The 14,187-nt window shown below is 71.7% G+C and carries 17 protein-coding genes and 1 pseudogene; 15 read left to right on the top strand and 3 right to left on the bottom strand.

The window, feature by feature from the left end; genetic code table 11:
• Nucleotides 1-7 precede the first annotated feature (7 nt).
• The 6 genes from greB to H7965_RS09980 all read left to right on the top strand — a co-directional run bounded on the left by greB (nt 8) and on the right by H7965_RS09980 (nt 5,008).
• Entirely contained in the window at nt 8-535 is a 528-nt protein-coding gene (greB, locus tag H7965_RS10005) for a transcription elongation factor GreB (protein ID WP_186770438.1), read from the top strand.
• Between the two features lie 38 nt (nt 536-573).
• Entirely contained in the window at nt 574-1,128 is a 555-nt protein-coding gene (locus H7965_RS10000) for an NUDIX domain-containing protein (RefSeq protein WP_222440547.1), read from the top strand.
• A 209-nt stretch (nt 1,129-1,337) separates the two neighbouring features.
• The gene (locus H7965_RS09995) at nt 1,338-2,405 is read left to right on the top strand and encodes an ROK family protein (protein ID WP_186770437.1); all 1,068 of its coding nucleotides are present in this window, start codon (nt 1,338-1,340) and stop codon (nt 2,403-2,405) included.
• A gap of 89 nt (nt 2,406-2,494) precedes the next feature.
• A complete protein-coding gene (locus H7965_RS09990; RefSeq protein ID WP_186770436.1) occupies nt 2,495-3,361 on the top strand; it encodes an alpha/beta fold hydrolase in 867 nt (288 codons plus the stop codon).
• Nucleotides 3,362-3,557: 196 nt separating this feature from the next.
• Nucleotides 3,558-4,538: a Bug family tripartite tricarboxylate transporter substrate binding protein gene (locus H7965_RS09985; protein WP_229682566.1), complete on the top strand. Its 981-nt coding sequence runs from the start codon at nt 3,558-3,560 to the stop codon at nt 4,536-4,538.
• A gap of 110 nt (nt 4,539-4,648) precedes the next feature.
• Nucleotides 4,649-5,008, top strand: a complete 360-nt coding sequence (locus tag H7965_RS09980) for a DUF427 domain-containing protein (RefSeq protein WP_186770435.1) — start codon at nt 4,649-4,651, stop codon at nt 5,006-5,008.
• Here H7965_RS09980 and H7965_RS09975 read toward each other — a convergent pair.
• On the bottom strand, nt 4,972-5,982 hold the full coding sequence (locus tag H7965_RS09975) for a hypothetical protein (protein ID WP_186770434.1): 1,011 nt from the start codon (nt 5,980-5,982) through the stop codon (nt 4,972-4,974). The two genes, H7965_RS09980 and H7965_RS09975, sit on opposite strands and share 37 nt — an antisense overlap.
• Nucleotides 5,983-6,114: 132 nt before the next feature.
• Between H7965_RS09975 and H7965_RS09970 the strand changes: the two genes are divergently transcribed.
• Nucleotides 6,115-7,110: a hypothetical protein gene (locus H7965_RS09970; RefSeq protein ID WP_186770433.1), complete on the top strand. Its 996-nt coding sequence runs from the start codon at nt 6,115-6,117 to the stop codon at nt 7,108-7,110.
• Between the two features lie 35 nt (nt 7,111-7,145).
• Here the strand turns inward: H7965_RS09970 and H7965_RS09965 are convergent, their stop codons facing one another.
• Nucleotides 7,146-7,358, bottom strand: coding sequence for a hypothetical protein (locus H7965_RS09965; RefSeq protein WP_186770432.1), 213 nt, complete (start codon nt 7,356-7,358; stop codon nt 7,146-7,148).
• Nucleotides 7,359-7,582: 224 nt separating this feature from the next.
• Between H7965_RS09965 and queA the strand changes: the two genes are divergently transcribed.
• From queA to H7965_RS09925, 8 genes and pseudogenes are all read left to right on the top strand, one after another.
• Entirely contained in the window at nt 7,583-8,629 is a 1,047-nt protein-coding gene (gene queA / locus H7965_RS09960) for a tRNA preQ1(34) S-adenosylmethionine ribosyltransferase-isomerase QueA (RefSeq protein ID WP_186770554.1), read from the top strand.
• Nucleotides 8,626-9,778: pseudogene (tgt, locus tag H7965_RS09955) on the top strand (tRNA guanosine(34) transglycosylase Tgt); the annotation flags it as partial. The gene queA and the pseudogene tgt, both read left to right, overlap by 4 nt.
• A 28-nt stretch (nt 9,779-9,806) precedes the next feature.
• Nucleotides 9,807-10,277 (top strand): preQ(1) synthase, encoded by a 471-nt coding sequence (gene queF / locus H7965_RS09950; protein ID WP_186770430.1) that lies wholly within the window; start codon nt 9,807-9,809, stop codon nt 10,275-10,277.
• A 94-nt stretch (nt 10,278-10,371) separates the two neighbouring features.
• Entirely contained in the window at nt 10,372-10,548 is a 177-nt protein-coding gene (locus H7965_RS09945) for a hypothetical protein (RefSeq protein ID WP_186770429.1), read from the top strand.
• A gap of 4 nt (nt 10,549-10,552) precedes the next feature.
• A complete protein-coding gene (locus H7965_RS09940) occupies nt 10,553-10,891 on the top strand; it encodes a hypothetical protein (protein WP_186770428.1) in 339 nt (112 codons plus the stop codon).
• A 4-nt stretch (nt 10,892-10,895) separates the two neighbouring features.
• Nucleotides 10,896-11,921 (top strand): tRNA epoxyqueuosine(34) reductase QueG, encoded by a 1,026-nt coding sequence (queG, locus tag H7965_RS09935; protein ID WP_186770427.1) that lies wholly within the window; start codon nt 10,896-10,898, stop codon nt 11,919-11,921.
• A complete protein-coding gene (queC, locus tag H7965_RS09930) occupies nt 11,918-12,667 on the top strand; it encodes a 7-cyano-7-deazaguanine synthase QueC (protein WP_186770426.1) in 750 nt (249 codons plus the stop codon). The genes queG and queC overlap by 4 nt, the downstream gene beginning before the upstream one ends.
• Entirely contained in the window at nt 12,660-13,244 is a 585-nt protein-coding gene (locus H7965_RS09925; protein ID WP_186770425.1) for a VUT family protein, read from the top strand. Before queC ends, H7965_RS09925 begins: the two co-directional genes overlap by 8 nt.
• Nucleotides 13,245-13,494: 250 nt before the next feature.
• Here the strand turns inward: H7965_RS09925 and H7965_RS09920 are convergent, their stop codons facing one another.
• Entirely contained in the window at nt 13,495-14,172 is a 678-nt protein-coding gene (locus H7965_RS09920) for a CpXC domain-containing protein (RefSeq protein ID WP_186770424.1), read from the bottom strand.
• Between the last annotated feature and the right edge of the window lie 15 nt (nt 14,173-14,187).

Raw genomic sequence — 14,187 nt, 5'->3', positions numbered from 1 at the left:
GGATCCCATGAGCGACGACGAGGATGATGACGAGGGGCCGCCCGGCCTGCCTGCCGGCACGCCCTTCTACATGACCCCTGCCGGCCAGGCGGAGTTGGTGGCGGAGCTGCGCCGGCTGTGGTCGGAGGAGCGGCCGAAGGTGGTCGAGGTGGTGAGCTGGGCCGCCGGCCTCGGCGACCGTTCGGAGAACGCCGACTACCAGTACGGCAAGCGCCGGCTGCGCGAGATCGACCGCCGGGTCCGCTTCCTGCGCAAGCGCCTGGAGCGGGTGCAGGTGGTCGATCCGGCGCGGACGCCGAAGCGCGACCAGGTGTTCTTCGGCGCCACCGTCACCTATGCCCGCGCCGATGACACTGAGGTGACGGTGACGATCGTCGGCGTCGACGAGGCCGACAGCGCGCGCCATCGCATCTCCTGGGTCTCGCCGGTGGCGCGGGCGCTGCTGGGCGCCCGGGTCGGCGATTTGCGCCGGCTGCGCATGCCGCAGGGCGCCGAGGAGATCGAGGTGCTGGCGATCGCCTATCCGGAACCGTGAGCGCGGCGCGGTTTTCTTCCCTGCCGAAGGAGCCCTGAATGGCGAATCCCGACGATCCCGACCTGACGACGACCAGCAGCCGCGTCGTCTACGAGAACCGCTGGATGCGGGTGCGGGAGGACAGGATCCGCCGCCGCGACGGGACCGAGGGCCTCTACGGCTTCATCGAGAAGACGGATTTCGTGGTCGTTGCGGCGGTGCAGGACGGCATGCTGCATCTCGTCCAGCAATACCGCTACCCGATCCGCCAGCGCCAATGGGAGCTGCCGCAAGGCGCCTGGGAGGGAAGGCCGGAGGCGCGGCCGGAGGATGTCGCCCGCGGCGAGCTGCGGGAGGAAACCGGCCTGATCGCAAGCGAGATCACCGAGGTCGGGCATCTCTTCCCGCTCTACGGCACCTCCACCCAGGCCTACCGGATATTCCTTGCCACCGGCCTGGTCCGGGGCGAGCGGAGCCCCGACCCCGAGGAGCAGGATCTGGTGACCCGGGCCTTTCCCCTCGCCGAGGTGGAGGCGATGATCCTGGATGGGACGATCCGGGATGCGGCGACGGTCGCGGCGCTCGGCATGCTGCGCTTGCGGCGGCTGGTCTGATACTGGCGGCCCTGACCTTGGCAGGTTCAGGGCCCCCCAAACACCGGGCAGCGCGCAGAAGCGTGCTGGGCCGGTCAGGCGACCGGCGCGTTGGTATGAACCCCGCTGCCCGATCGGCGGCACACCCCCTGTGTCGCCGTCCGAGCGCCGGTGGGAAACATTGGCGGCGGCGCGGCGTTGGGCGGGCTCGCAACGGATGTCACCGCCCCATGCCGGACCAGGCCGACCGGCCCGCCCCGCCCGCCTTCTCCGAACACGGCGCCGCCGCCCTGCCCGCGGTCACCGTGGATGCCTACAATGCCGAGCTGAAGACCCCGGACGGCTTCCTCGGCGACCGCGCCAGCAGCCGCGCCTTCAGGGCCTTGCTCGAGGAGTGGCGCAAGAAGCTGCGCGCGGTGGATGACGAGGATCCGCTGGGCAAGGCGCCGACCGACGAGATCGGCCGCCGCCAGCTCGACCGCCTGCTGGCCGATGGCAACCCGGATGTGGCCGGGCTGGTGCATGGCGTGGTCGAGGAATTCGCCCAATCCCTCGCCATCGTGGTCAAGCGGCTGCTGAAGCTGAAGGACTGGGAGGGGACGGAACGCATCGTCGTCGGCGGCGGGATGCGCGGCAGCCGGGTCGGCGAGCTGGCGATCGGCCGCACCGCCATGCTGCTGAAGGGCGAGGAGATCGCCATCGACCTGCAGCCGATCCGCCACGATCCGGACGAGGCCGGGATGATCGGCGCGGTGCAGCTCGCCCCGCCCTGGATCTTCAAGGGACATGACGCGCTGCTGGCGGTCGATATCGGCGGATCGAACATCCGCGCCGGGCTGGTGCGGCCGCATCTGAAGAAGGCGCCGGACCTCTCCGCCGCCTGCCTCTGGGACAGCGAGATCTGGCCGCACCGGGAGGAGAGGCCGGCGCGCGAGGCGGCGATCGACCGGCTGGGCGGGATGCTGGTGGAACTGGTGCGCAAGGCGGAGAAGCGCGGGCTGACGCTGGCGCCCTTCATCGGCGTTGGCTGCCCCGGCCGGATCGAGGCCGACGGCGGCATCGCCAAGGGGGCGCAGAATCTGCCCGGCAATTGGGAAAGCAGCCGCTTCAACCTGCCCGACCGGCTGCGCGAGGCGGTGCCGGAGATCGACGGCCAGCCGGTGGTCGTGGTGATGCACAATGACGCGGTGGTGCAGGGGCTGAGCGAGGTGCCCTGGATGCAGGATGTGGCGCATTGGGGCGTGCTGACCATCGGCACCGGCCTCGGCAACGCGCGCTTCACCAACCGGGAGGGTTGATGCCGCCCATTCATCAGCGGGCCTGAACTTGCCACATCGCGCCGCCCGGCCGAAAACAGGCCGCCGGCGGAACGCGGAGCGGCTGAACGATGCACGACCTCTTGGCCAGAACCCCTGAGGCGCCCGAGGCGCTGCTTGCCCGGCTGGATGCCGCGGCCCGGCGGATCGAGACGCCCTGCGGCGACGGCACCATGGTCTGGCGGATGTGGGGCGAGGGCGAGCCGCTGGTGCTGCTGCACGGCGGCTCCGGCTCCTGGCGCCACTGGGTGCGCAATGTGGAGGCGCTGGCGGCGCAGCGGCTGGTGGTCTGCCCCGACCTGCCCGGCCTCGGCGAGAGCGCCATGCCGCATCCGGCGGAAAACCCCGGCCCGGTCGCGGCAGAGGTACGCGCCGGCATTGGCCAGGTGCTGGGCGAGGGTACACGCTACGACCTCTGCGGCTTCTCCTTCGGCGCGCTGCTGTCCGGCCATATCGCCGCCCAGGCGGGGGAGGAGCTGCGCAGCCTGACCCTCGTCGGCGCCGGCGCGCTCGGCCTGCCGCGGCAGGTGACGGAGCTGGTGAAGGTGCGCACGGTGGAAGGCGAGGCGCGCATCGCCGCGCATCGCCACAACCTCGCCAGCCTGATGTTCGCCGACCCGGCGGGGATCGACCCGCTGGCGCTGGTGATCCAGGAGTGGAACACCCAGCATGCCCGCTTCCGCAGCCGCGGCTTCGCCAGCACCACCAGCCTGAAGGATGCGGTGGCCAAGGCGCGGGCGCCGGTGGCGCTGCTGTACGGCGAGCGCGATGCCATCGCCTGGCCGGAGGTGGAGCTGCGCTTCGTCGCCCTGCGCGAGGTGCAGCCGGAAGCCTGGACCGGCATCATCCCCGGCGCCGGCCATTGGGTGGCCTATGAGGCGGCGGCGGCGTTCAACGCCATGCTGCTGGATATGCTGGCGCGGCGCATCGGCGCGTAGTGCTGGCGGCGGCTGATCGTGATCGATCAACCGCCCCTCGGTCGCCGCGCCGTCAGGCGCGCCTGATGGCGCGGCGCGGAACGGGCTTGCAACGGCTGCGTCGCTGACCGTAGCAGCGTCCTGGCCAGGGCGGCCGCCGACGGGGCGGCGCCGGCCAATCCGGGCGTCCCGCCCGGCGTCGGGAGGAACCTTGATCGTGACCACACTCAAGACCGCGGGCCTGCGGCGTCGGGGGCTGATCATGGCGGGGCTGGCGCTGCCCTCCCTGGCCCGGGCGCAATGGGCGCCGCCGCGCCAGGTGCGCCTGGTGGTGCCCTTCACCCCCGGCGGCGGCGCCGACACCACGGCGCGGCTCTTCGCCCCGGTGATGAGCAGCATCCTCGGCCAGCCGGTGGTGGTGGAGAACCGTGGCGGCGCCGGCGGCACCATCGGCGCGGCGGAGGTGGCGCGGGCGGCGCCGGATGGCACGACGCTGCTGTGCGACGCCGCCAACCAGGCGGTCGCCCCCTTCATCTTCCGCAACCTCGGCTTCGACTACATCACGGCCTTCACCCCGATCTCCCGCGTGACCGTCTATCCGATGATCGTGGTGGTGAAGCCGGACAGCCCGCTGCAGAGCTTCGCCGGGCTGATTGAGCGGGCGAAGGCGCAGCCGGGGCGGCTGACCTATTCCTCCTCGGGCAATGCGGTCTCCAACCACATCGCCGCGGCGGTGCTGGCGAAGCGCGCGGGCATCGAGCTGACGCATGTGCCCTATCGCGGCGGCGGGCCGGCCCTGCAGGCGGTGCTGGCCGGGGATGTCGATTTCGGCTTCGCCACCGTCGCCTCGGCGGCCGGGCTGGCCCAGCAGGGCAGCGTGCGGGCGCTCGCCGCTTCCTCCGCCGCCCGTATCCCGGCGCTGCCGGAGGTGCCGACCATCGCCGAGCTCGGCTATCCCGGCTACGACCAGACCGAGTGGAACGCCTTCTACGGCCCGGCCGGGCTGCCGGCGGCGGCGGTGGAGCGGGTGCATGCCGCCTGCGTCGCGGCGCTGGCGGAGCCTGGGGTACAGCAGCGGCTGGCGACGCTCGGCGCCATCGGCCTCGGCACCCCGCCGGCGGATTTCACCGCCTGGCTGGGGCGGGAGCGCGGGCAGATGCAGGCGCTGGTGCGTGAGGCCAACATCTCGGCGGATTGAGCCGGGGCGGTTGCCCTCGACCGGCACCGCCGCCACCTGAAGAAGGCTGGCGCTGTTCGGCCATCCCGCGAGGCCAGTGCCACCGAGAGCCCGGAACCCGGAGACGCCGCATGAAGCTGCCAGGCCCCGACCACCCCATCACCATCGCCCCCCACGCCGGCCGCGTGCAGGTGACCCTCGGCGGCGAGATCATCGCCGACACCACCCGGGCGCTGCGGCTGCAGGAAGCCAGCTACAGGCCGGTGTTCTACGTCCCGCGCGAGGATGCGCGGATGGATCTGCTCACCCGCACCACGCATGGCACCCACTGCCCCTACAAGGGCGACGCCAGCTACTACAGCATCGCCGCCGGCGGGAAGCAGGCCGAGAACGCAGTCTGGAGCTATGAGACGCCCTTCCCGGCGATGGAAGAGATCAAGGGCTATCTCGCCTTCTACCCCGACCGGGTGGAGTCCATCAGCGGGGCGTAGCCGGCACAGGGCGGACGCTCGCCGGGGTTGCCCGCCTCGCCGATCACCTCCAGCCGTAGCGGCTGCGGTCCGCCGGGGTCGAAGCCGATGACCAGGGCCTGGCTGTCGCGGTCGCCGGGGACCATCACCCGGGTGAGGTTGGGCGCCGTGGCGATCGGCCGGTGGCGGACGAAGACATGGCTGTCGCCGGTCAGCAACAGCACCGGCCGGCCGAAGCCGGCGGCGGCGGTCGCAAGCGCGGCGCGGATGGCGGCATAGCCGCTGTCGTAGCCGCCGCCGCAGACCTGGGCGAAGAAGATATCCGCCTGGATCGCCACCACCACGCCGCGGGCGCCGATGCGCGCGGCCTTGGCGAAGCCCTCGGCCAGCCATGCCTGGTTGGCGGCGTCGCGGACCTGCCATTCGGCCTCGGCGCCCTCCGGCGGGGTGATCGCCGGGCGCTCGCCCGGCAGGGTCGGGCGGTTGTTGTTGCTGCCGGGGATGTGCAGGGTCAGCAGCACCACGCCATCCGCCACCCAGCGGGCATTCTCCGGCAGGCTGTCCTGGCGCTCCACCGCCATGCGTCCGGCGCCGAGATGGGGGCGGTTGGCGAAGAAGCGCTGCCGCAGTAGGGCCAGGCGGCCCTGCGGGTCGAAGCCGCCGGCGCGGCGCTGCCAGCAATCGGTCCATTCATTGTCACCCGGGGTGTAGACCAGCGGGTGGGCGGCCAGCGCCATCCAGTCGAGCGCCCGCAGCAGGATGGCATCGGTGCAGGCCTCGCCGCCGCCCTTGGTGTCGCCGAGGAAGATGGAGAAGGCCGGGCGCCGGGCGTTGATGGTCGCCATCAGCCGTTCCACCCGGGCGACCGCCGTGGCGCAGCCGTCCGGCGTGGCGTCGCGGCAATAGGGCATGTCGCCGAAGGCGACGAAGTGCAGCGGCTCGGCCGCGGCAGGGAGGTGAAGGGCGAGCAGCAGCAACAGGGGCAGGAGGCGCATGCGGCGGAATCCCGGATGACCGGCGCAGAAGGCGGGTTTTGCCGGCGGTGCGCAAGCTGCGCGGATCAGGAATTATTTCCTTGACCAAGCCAAATCGTTTTCGTTACGTTCCGTGTGCAGGAGGACCAGCGCATGGACATCCCGGCCGGATTCATCGACGCAGCCAAGGATCTCCGCTTCAGCCGGGGCGCCGCCTTGCAGGACTTCTTTCGGCAGCGGCTTGGCCAGGATTTCCCCAGCTGGTTCAACGCCAGGGTCGCCGGGCGGGAGGAGTGGAAGGCGAAGCGGATCCCGCCGAAGGGCGCCGCCGGCTTCGCCCTGGCCTGGGACGCCTTCCTCGCGCTCCGCCCCGCCAGCCTGCTGGAGGTGCTGGGCTACACCGCGATCTTCATCAACGAGACCGGCGGCAGCTTCCAACCGGGCTCGGAGCGCTTCGGCCATAGGGAGCATCCGGGGATCGCCTATCTCTTCGATGCCTTCCGCATCACCGACGCCTCCGGCCACGGCTTCGACAAGGCATCCTACAACACTGGCCCGCTCGGGCTTTCGGCTGGTCGTTTGTTCCGTGACCCGGCGTTCAACCGGGCGCATGGCGGGAAGCCGCTCGGGGCGAAGCTGGCCGGGACCACGGATCCGGTCTGGGACAGCGTGGCCTACCCACAGGACCGATTTCCCACTACGGCCGATCCGGCGGTGACCGGCTATGTGCTGGAGGCGGACTTCTTCAAATTCCGTGGCCGCGGGCTGATCCAGACCACCTGGCGAGCCGGCTACCGGCCGCTGGTCGAGTTCATCCAGACCTATGCCGGGACGCAGCCGGTGGTAGCGGAGTACCGCGCCCGCTGGGCCGGGCTGTCCCCGGACGCCGCCTGCACCGCCAGCAGCACCTTGGACTGGGACCGGCTGTTCCAGGCGAGCGGGATGGTGGTGCCCTGCGCCGCCCTGTTGGCCCATGCGAAGACCGGCGGCTACCTGCCTCTCGCCAGCGATGCGGCCACGCTGAACGGCAGCGGCACCGGCTCCCTGCTGCGGATGGGGCGGAGGATCAGCGGCAGCACCAGCTATGGCGCGTTGCTGCGGGCGCGGGTGGCGCGGATGGTGCTGGCGATGGCGCAGGCGCTGGCATAGGTGGTAGCGGCTTGCTCAAAGCGGAATCCACCTGATCAGTGCTGGGCCTGCGGCGGCTCGAACAGCTTTGGTGCATCCCTCGGCAGGCACACCAGCTGCGTCCCGGGCAGCGGCCGCAGCGCGCCTGCGGCAGCCTCGCAGGCTGCGGCGCTGCCAAAGCTTCGGCCCAGGTAGGGCTGCCGCGAGGCCGGAGCCCATGCCCCGGTCATGATGGAAATGACGGTAACAACAATGATGAACTCCGTCATCGGCCGAACTCCGGCTTGGTCCGGCGGAGGCGATGCTACGGCGGAGTGCGTTCCTGCCTGAACGCCAATCCACCAGGGAGCGCCACCTGTCAGGCACCCGGCCCCATGGCGAAACGGCCCGGAAAATCAAGGACTCACGACCCAATCCGGTTGCCATCCCCTGGCCGCCGCGCTACCGCCCCGCCGTGCCCGATGCCATCGCCCCTGCGCGCCCCCCGGCGCCGCTGCGCACGGCGGATTTCGACTTCGCCCTGCCCGAGCGGCTGATCGCCCAATCCCCCGCCCGCCCGCGTGATGCCGCCCGGCTGCTGGCGGTCCACCAGGGCAGACTGGAGGATCTCGGCGTGCGCGATCTGCCGGCGCTGCTCGGCCCTGGCGACGTCATGGTGGTGAACGACACGAAGGTGATCCCCGCCCGGCTCCGCGGCCGGCGCGGCGACGCCATGGTGGAGATCCTGCTCAATCGCGCCGAGGATGGCGGGGTGTGGGAGGCGCTGGTGCGCAACGCCCGCCGCCTCCGCCCCGGCGATATCGTCACCATCGAAGGCGCCCCGGACTGCGCCGCCAAGGTGATCGAACGCGGCGAGGGCGGCACGGTGCGGCTCGATTTCGGGGCCGATCCGGCGATGCTGGCCCGTGCCCTGGAACAGGCGGGGGAGGTGCCGCTGCCGCCCTATATCGCCCGCCCCGATGGTCCCCGGCCGGAGGACCGCAGCGACTACCAGACCCTGTTCGCCCGCCGTCCCGGCGCCGTCGCCGCCCCCACCGCCAGCCTGCACTTCACCCCGGCCCTGGCCGCGGCGCTGGAGGCCCGCGGGGTGCGCCAGGCGACGGTGACCTTGCATGTCGGCGCCGGCACCTTCCTGCCCCTGCGCGCCGAAGACCCCCGCGCCCATCGCCTGCACGCCGAATGGGGCGAGGTGACGCCGGAGGCGGCGGCCAGCATCAACGCCGCCCGCGCCGCCGGCGGCAGGATCATCGCCATCGGCACCACCGCGCTGCGGCTGCTGGAGACGGCGGCGGCGCCGGATGGCGGCATCGCCCCCTTCCGGGGGCTGACCGACCTCTTCCTGCTGCCGGGCCACCGCTTCCGTACCGCCGACATGCTGCTCACCAATTTCCACCTGCCGCGGAGCACCCTGTTCATGCTGGTCTCGGCCTTCGCCGGGGTGGCGCGGATGCGCGCCGCCTATGCCCATGCGGTCGAGCAGGGCTACCGCTTCTACAGCTACGGCGATGCCAGCCTGCTGTTCCGGGAGGCGCAGCCGTGACTCTGCACTGGACCCGCACGGCCCAGGACGGCGCCGCCCGCGCCGGGGTGCTGCACACCGCCCATGGTACGGTGGAGACGCCGGTGTTCATGCCGGTCGGGACCGCCGGCACGGTGAAGGCGATGACCGCCGACGCGGTGCGCGCCACCGGCGCCCGCATGGTGCTCGGCAACACCTATCATCTCATGCTCCGGCCGGGGGCGGAACGGGTGGCGCGGCTCGGCGGGCTGCACCGGATGATGGACTGGCACGGGCCGATCCTGACCGACAGCGGCGGCTTCCAGGTGATGAGCCTGTCGGAACTGCGCAGCATGGACGAGGATGGCGTCACCTTTCGCAGCCATCTCGATGGCTCCAGGCACCGGCTGACGCCGGAACGGAGCGTCGAGATCCAGCGGCTGCTGGGTGCCGACGTCACCATGTGCCTCGATGAATGCACCCCCTTTCCGGCAACGGAGGAGCAGGCCGCGCAATCCATGCGGCTGTCCATGCGCTGGGCGAAGCGCTGCCGGGAGGCCTTCGTCGCCCGGCCCGGGCATGGGTTGTTCGGCATCGTCCAGGGCAGCACCTACCCGGCGCTGCGGGCGGAGAGCGTGGCGGCGCTGACCGGCATCGGCTTCGAGGGCTATGCGGTCGGCGGCCTGGCGGTGGGCGAGGGCCAGGCGGCGATGTTCGACGTGCTGGACGTGACCGTGCCGCTGCTGACGCAGGCGGCGCCGCGCTACCTGATGGGGGTGGGGACGCCGGCCGATCTGGTCGGCGCGGTCAGGCGCGGCATCGACATGTTCGACTGCGTCATCCCGACCCGCAGCGGCCGCACCGGCCGGGCCTATACCAGCCGCGGCGTGCTCAACCTGCGCAACGCCCGCCACGCCGATGATGCAAGGCCGCTCGACCCGGGCTGCGGCTGCCCGGCCTGCACCCGGCATTCCCGCGCCTATCTGCACCATCTGATCAAGGCCGAGGAGATGCTCGGGCCGATGCTGCTGACCTGGCACAACATCGCCTATTTCCAGGATCTGATGCGCGGGCTGCGCGGCGCCATCCTCGAAGGCCGGCTGGAGGCGCATGCGGCGGCGGTGGAAGCCGGCTGGGCCGCGGGTGACGGCGCGCCCCAGGAAGCCCCGCCGGAGGAGGCCGCCGTCGCCGAGCTGGCCGAGGATCGGGAGGCGCTGCGATGACCGATGCCACCACCGACACCAGCGGCCTGACCCTGCTCGGCCGCCTCGCCGGCCTGCCGGAAAGCCCCGAGGCGGCACGGCTGGAACGCGTGCCGAACCCGCATCCGGGGGAGCGCTACCTGGTGCGCTTCGCGGCGCCGGAGTTCACCTCGCTCTGCCCGCTGACCGGCCAGCCGGATTTCGCCCATCTGGTGATCGACTACATCCCCGGCGACTGGCTGGTGGAGAGCAAGTCGCTGAAGCTCTACCTCAGCGCCTTCCGCAACCACGGGGCCTTCCACGAGGCCTGCACCGTGGCGATCGCCCGCCGGTTGGTGGCGGAGATTGCCCCGGTTTGGCTACGGATCGGGGGATACTGGTATCCGCGCGGCGGCATGCCGATCGACGTGTTCTACGCCACCGGGCCGGTGCCGGAGGGGGTCTGGGTGCCGGATCAGGGGGTGCCACCGTATCGGGGGCGAGGTTGAAGCTCCTGCGCTGAAAGCGTAGTTACCCCATGCCGCTCCGCTGGACCGTCGAGGATATCCGCTTCGGCCTCGTTCGGGAGGTGACGACCACCCCATGGTGACGATCGCCATCGACACCCCGGCCGGCCGGTTGCGCCTGATGGCGATGCCGGAGTGGACCGGCGACCGGGTGCTGCTGCGGCGGGCGCATGTCCAGGCCGACGCGGGGCTTGGACCGAACAGCCTCGGGCTCGCCGGGCTGCGGCATCTGGCAAGGCCGGTGATGGAGTAGGCGCATGTCCGCGAACGCGTCGTTGTGGCAGAACTTCGGACGACCGGGGCCGGTCCGGGACATCGACCGCGTCCCCTCCTGTCTACCCGAAAGCTACCGGCTTGAGGCGACCGCGCCGCTGACCCGGACCATCTCGGCGACCCACGCCCTCGCCCGCCGCCACATGCGCATGATCGACGCCAGGCGCGCCACCGCATGCCTGATGCATGGCGCCCCGGCCGTCGTCGCCGCGCTGCGCAACCGGGAGCAGGGCCGCACAAGGCCGGATACCGCGGCGCGGTCGCTGTTCCGCGTCATCGCGCGCGAGCCCGCGGCGGTGGAGCGGGCGCTCGCCGCGGAGTGAGCTGATGCGCGATGCGATCCGCACCGAGGCCGAACGCCTTGGCTTCACCGCCATAGGCTTCACCGCCGCCACCCTGCCGGCGGAGGCGCGCGCGCGGCTCGACCGCTTCCTGGCGGAGGAGATGCATGGCGGCATGGGGTGGATGGCGGATCGCGCCGCGCAGCGCGCCCACCCCCGGGCGCTGTGGCCGGAGGCGGTCAGCGTCATCGCCCTTGGGCTGAATTATGCACCGGAGGAAGACCCGCTGGCGACGCTCAGGCAGCGCGACCGCGCCAGCATCAGCGTCTACGCCCGCAACCGCGACTACCATGATGTGCTGAAATCCCGGCTGAAGGCGCTCGGCCGCTGGATGGTGCAGCGCTGGCCGGAGCAACTCATCAAGGTGTTCGTCGACACCGCGCCGGTGATGGAGAAGCCGCTGGCGCAGCAGGCGGGGCTCGGCTGGCAGGGCAAGCACACCAACCTGGTCTCGCGCCGGCATGGGTCCTGGCTGTTCCTCGGCGAGATCTACACCACCCTCGCCCTGCCGCCCGACCCGCCGGGGACCGACCATTGCGGCTCCTGCCGCGCCTGCCTTTCGGCCTGCCCAACCGATGCCTTCCCGGCGCCCTACCGGCTGGATGCAAGGCGCTGCATCAGCTACCTGACCATCGAGCACCGGGGGCCGATCCCCGAGGAATTCCGCGCCCCGATGGGCAATCGCATCTATGGCTGCGACGATTGCCTGGCGGTCTGCCCCTGGAACCGCTTCGCCCGGGCGCACAGCGAACCGGCCTTCGCCCCGCGCGCCGCGCTGACCGCGCCGAAGCTGGAAGAGTTCGCCCGGCTGGATGATGCCGGCTTCCGCGCCCTGTTCAGCGGCAGCCCGATCAAGCGCATCGGCCGCGACCGCTTCATCCGCAACGTGCTGATCGCCATCGGCAACAGCGCCACGCCGGCGCTGCGGGAGACGGCGGAGGCGCTGACCCACGACCCCGACCCGGTGGTGGCCGAGGCGGCGCGCTGGGCCAGCGCAAGGCTCGCCGCATGACCGGCGTCGAAGCCTCGCCGCCGGTCGGCGATACCCATGCGCTGGTGCTGTTCAGCGGCGGCCAGGACAGCGCCACCTGCCTCGCCTGGGCGCTGGACCGCTTCGCCCATGTCGAGACCCTCGGCTTCGACTACGGCCAGCGCCACCGGGTGGAGCTGGAATGCCGCGCCGCCTTCCGCACACGTCTCATCCGGGAGAACCCGGCCTGGGCGCCGCGCCTCGGGGCCGACCACATGCTCGCCCTGGATGCGCTGCGCGAGCTCTCCGACACCGCGCTGACGCGGGAGAGCGAGATCGCGCTGCGCGCCGATGGCCTGCCCAACACCTTTGTCCCTGGCCGCAACCTGATCTTCCTGACCTTCGCCGCGGCGCTCGCCTATCGCCGCGGCCTGCGCCATCTGGTCGCCGGCATGTGCGAGACGGATTATTCCGGCTACCCGGATTGCCGCGACGACACGCTGAAGGCGCTGCAGGTGGCGATCAACCTTGGCATGGCGCGCCGCTTCGTGCTGCACACCCCGTTGATGTGGCGGGACAAGCGGGCGACCTGGGCGCTGGCGCAGCGCCTGGGCGGCGCCGCGCTGGTCGAGGCCATTCGCAGTGAGACCCATAGCTGCTACCTGGGCGACCGCAGCCGGCTGCACCCCTGGGGCTTCGGCTGCGGCCATTGCCCCGCCTGCGACCTCCGCCGCCGCGGCTGGGAGGCCTGGCAGGCCGACCGACAAGAGGATACCGCGCATGATTGACCCGGCGAAGCGCCGCCAGGCCGAGGGCCTGCTCTTCCTGCTCGGCTTCGGCCTCTGCATCCCGGCGGCGAATTGGCTGATCCTGCATGTCGGGACCGTCTGTGTGCCGGAGGGCCCCTGCCTGATCCCGGTCGCGCCGGCGCTGATGGCCCCTTCCGGCGTGCTGATGGTCGGGCTGGCGCTGGTGCTGCGGGACCTGGTGCAGCGGCGGCTCGGGCTGGGCTGGGCGGCGGCGGCGGTGCTCGGCGGCACGGTGCTCTCGGGCCTGCTGGCGCCGCCGGCGCTGGTGCTGGCCTCGGCCATCGCCTTCCTGCTGAGCGAGGCGGCGGATCTGGCGGTCTACACGCCGTTGCAGCGACGCGGGCTGGTGCTGGCGGTGGCGGCCAGCGGCGTAGTCGGGCTGGTGGTGGACAGCATCGCCTTCCTCTGGCTGGCCTTCGGCAGCCTCGACTTCCTGCCGGGCCAGGTGGTGGGGAAGCTGTGGATGGTGGTCCTGGCCCTGCCGCTGGTGCATTGGCTGCGGCGGCGCGACGAAAGGCTGGAGCACCTCCAGGCTGACCGTACACGGCCAGCCTGAAGATTTTTCTTCGAAACTATTTAAATTTGGGCCTATTTTTGCGCTGGCTGCTTCCAGCCAGCCTGAAAGACCGCCCCAGGCCTGAACCGGGCGCCGCGTCACCACCGGCGGCGCGGCACGCTGCACCCGGTACCATGCGCCGAACCCTGCTGCACCTCGCCTTGCTGCCGGGTCTCGCCGCCTGCGGGCCGCTGACCTACAACCGCGACACCGCCGGGAACAACGGGGCCTGGGCGGACCGGTCAGGGCATCACACCATCAGCCGCTGCATGTCGACGAAGGGCCCCTGCGCCATCTCCTGGCGCAGCGCCGCCCAGCCCTCGGCATCGGCGGCGACCGCATCATAGGCGGCGGCCGGCACCAGCATCGTCTCCACCACGCTGTCGGCGGCGGTGTCCAGCCAGCACAGCACCAGCTGCCCGTCCACCACATCCACCAGCCGCAGCTCCACCGCCTGCGACAGCGGCGCGCGGGGCTGGGTCCGCAGGATGGCGACCTTCAGCAGTTCCAACTCGACATCATCGAGGCCGGCTTCGGCGGCGACCAGCTTCTCGCGGAATGCCGCCCAGCCGAAGGTGATCCGCACCCGCAGCCCGGCGCCGATCTCCCGCGCCCCGGCCGAGGCACCGGACCCGTAGGATTTGTCGAAGGTGGCACGGTCGGCGGCCTGGACCTCCTCCCATTGTCCGAGGCCGCCAACCGGGTGGACGGCGATCCACTGGCCGCGCGCCAGATCCAGGTAGTTGAACTCCGGGTCGATGCGGAACGCCGCCCCGCAGCTGTCGCAGACCTGCGCCTGGAAGCTGCGGTCGATCACCGCCTCCCGCAGGTCCGGCCGGCGGTCGGCGTTGACACTGTAGAAGACATCCGCGGTCTTCGCCGCGCCGCAAGCCGGGCAGGCGATGGTCTGGGCATGGAACAGCGACATCGGCCGACTCCTGTG

The sequence above is a fragment of the Siccirubricoccus deserti genome (assembly GCF_014283215.1).
In the GTDB taxonomy this organism is placed as follows: domain Bacteria; phylum Pseudomonadota; class Alphaproteobacteria; order Acetobacterales; family Acetobacteraceae; genus Siccirubricoccus; species Siccirubricoccus deserti.
The sequence above is the reverse complement of the archived record's forward strand: the minus strand, read 5'-3'. Positions and strand labels throughout refer to the sequence as shown.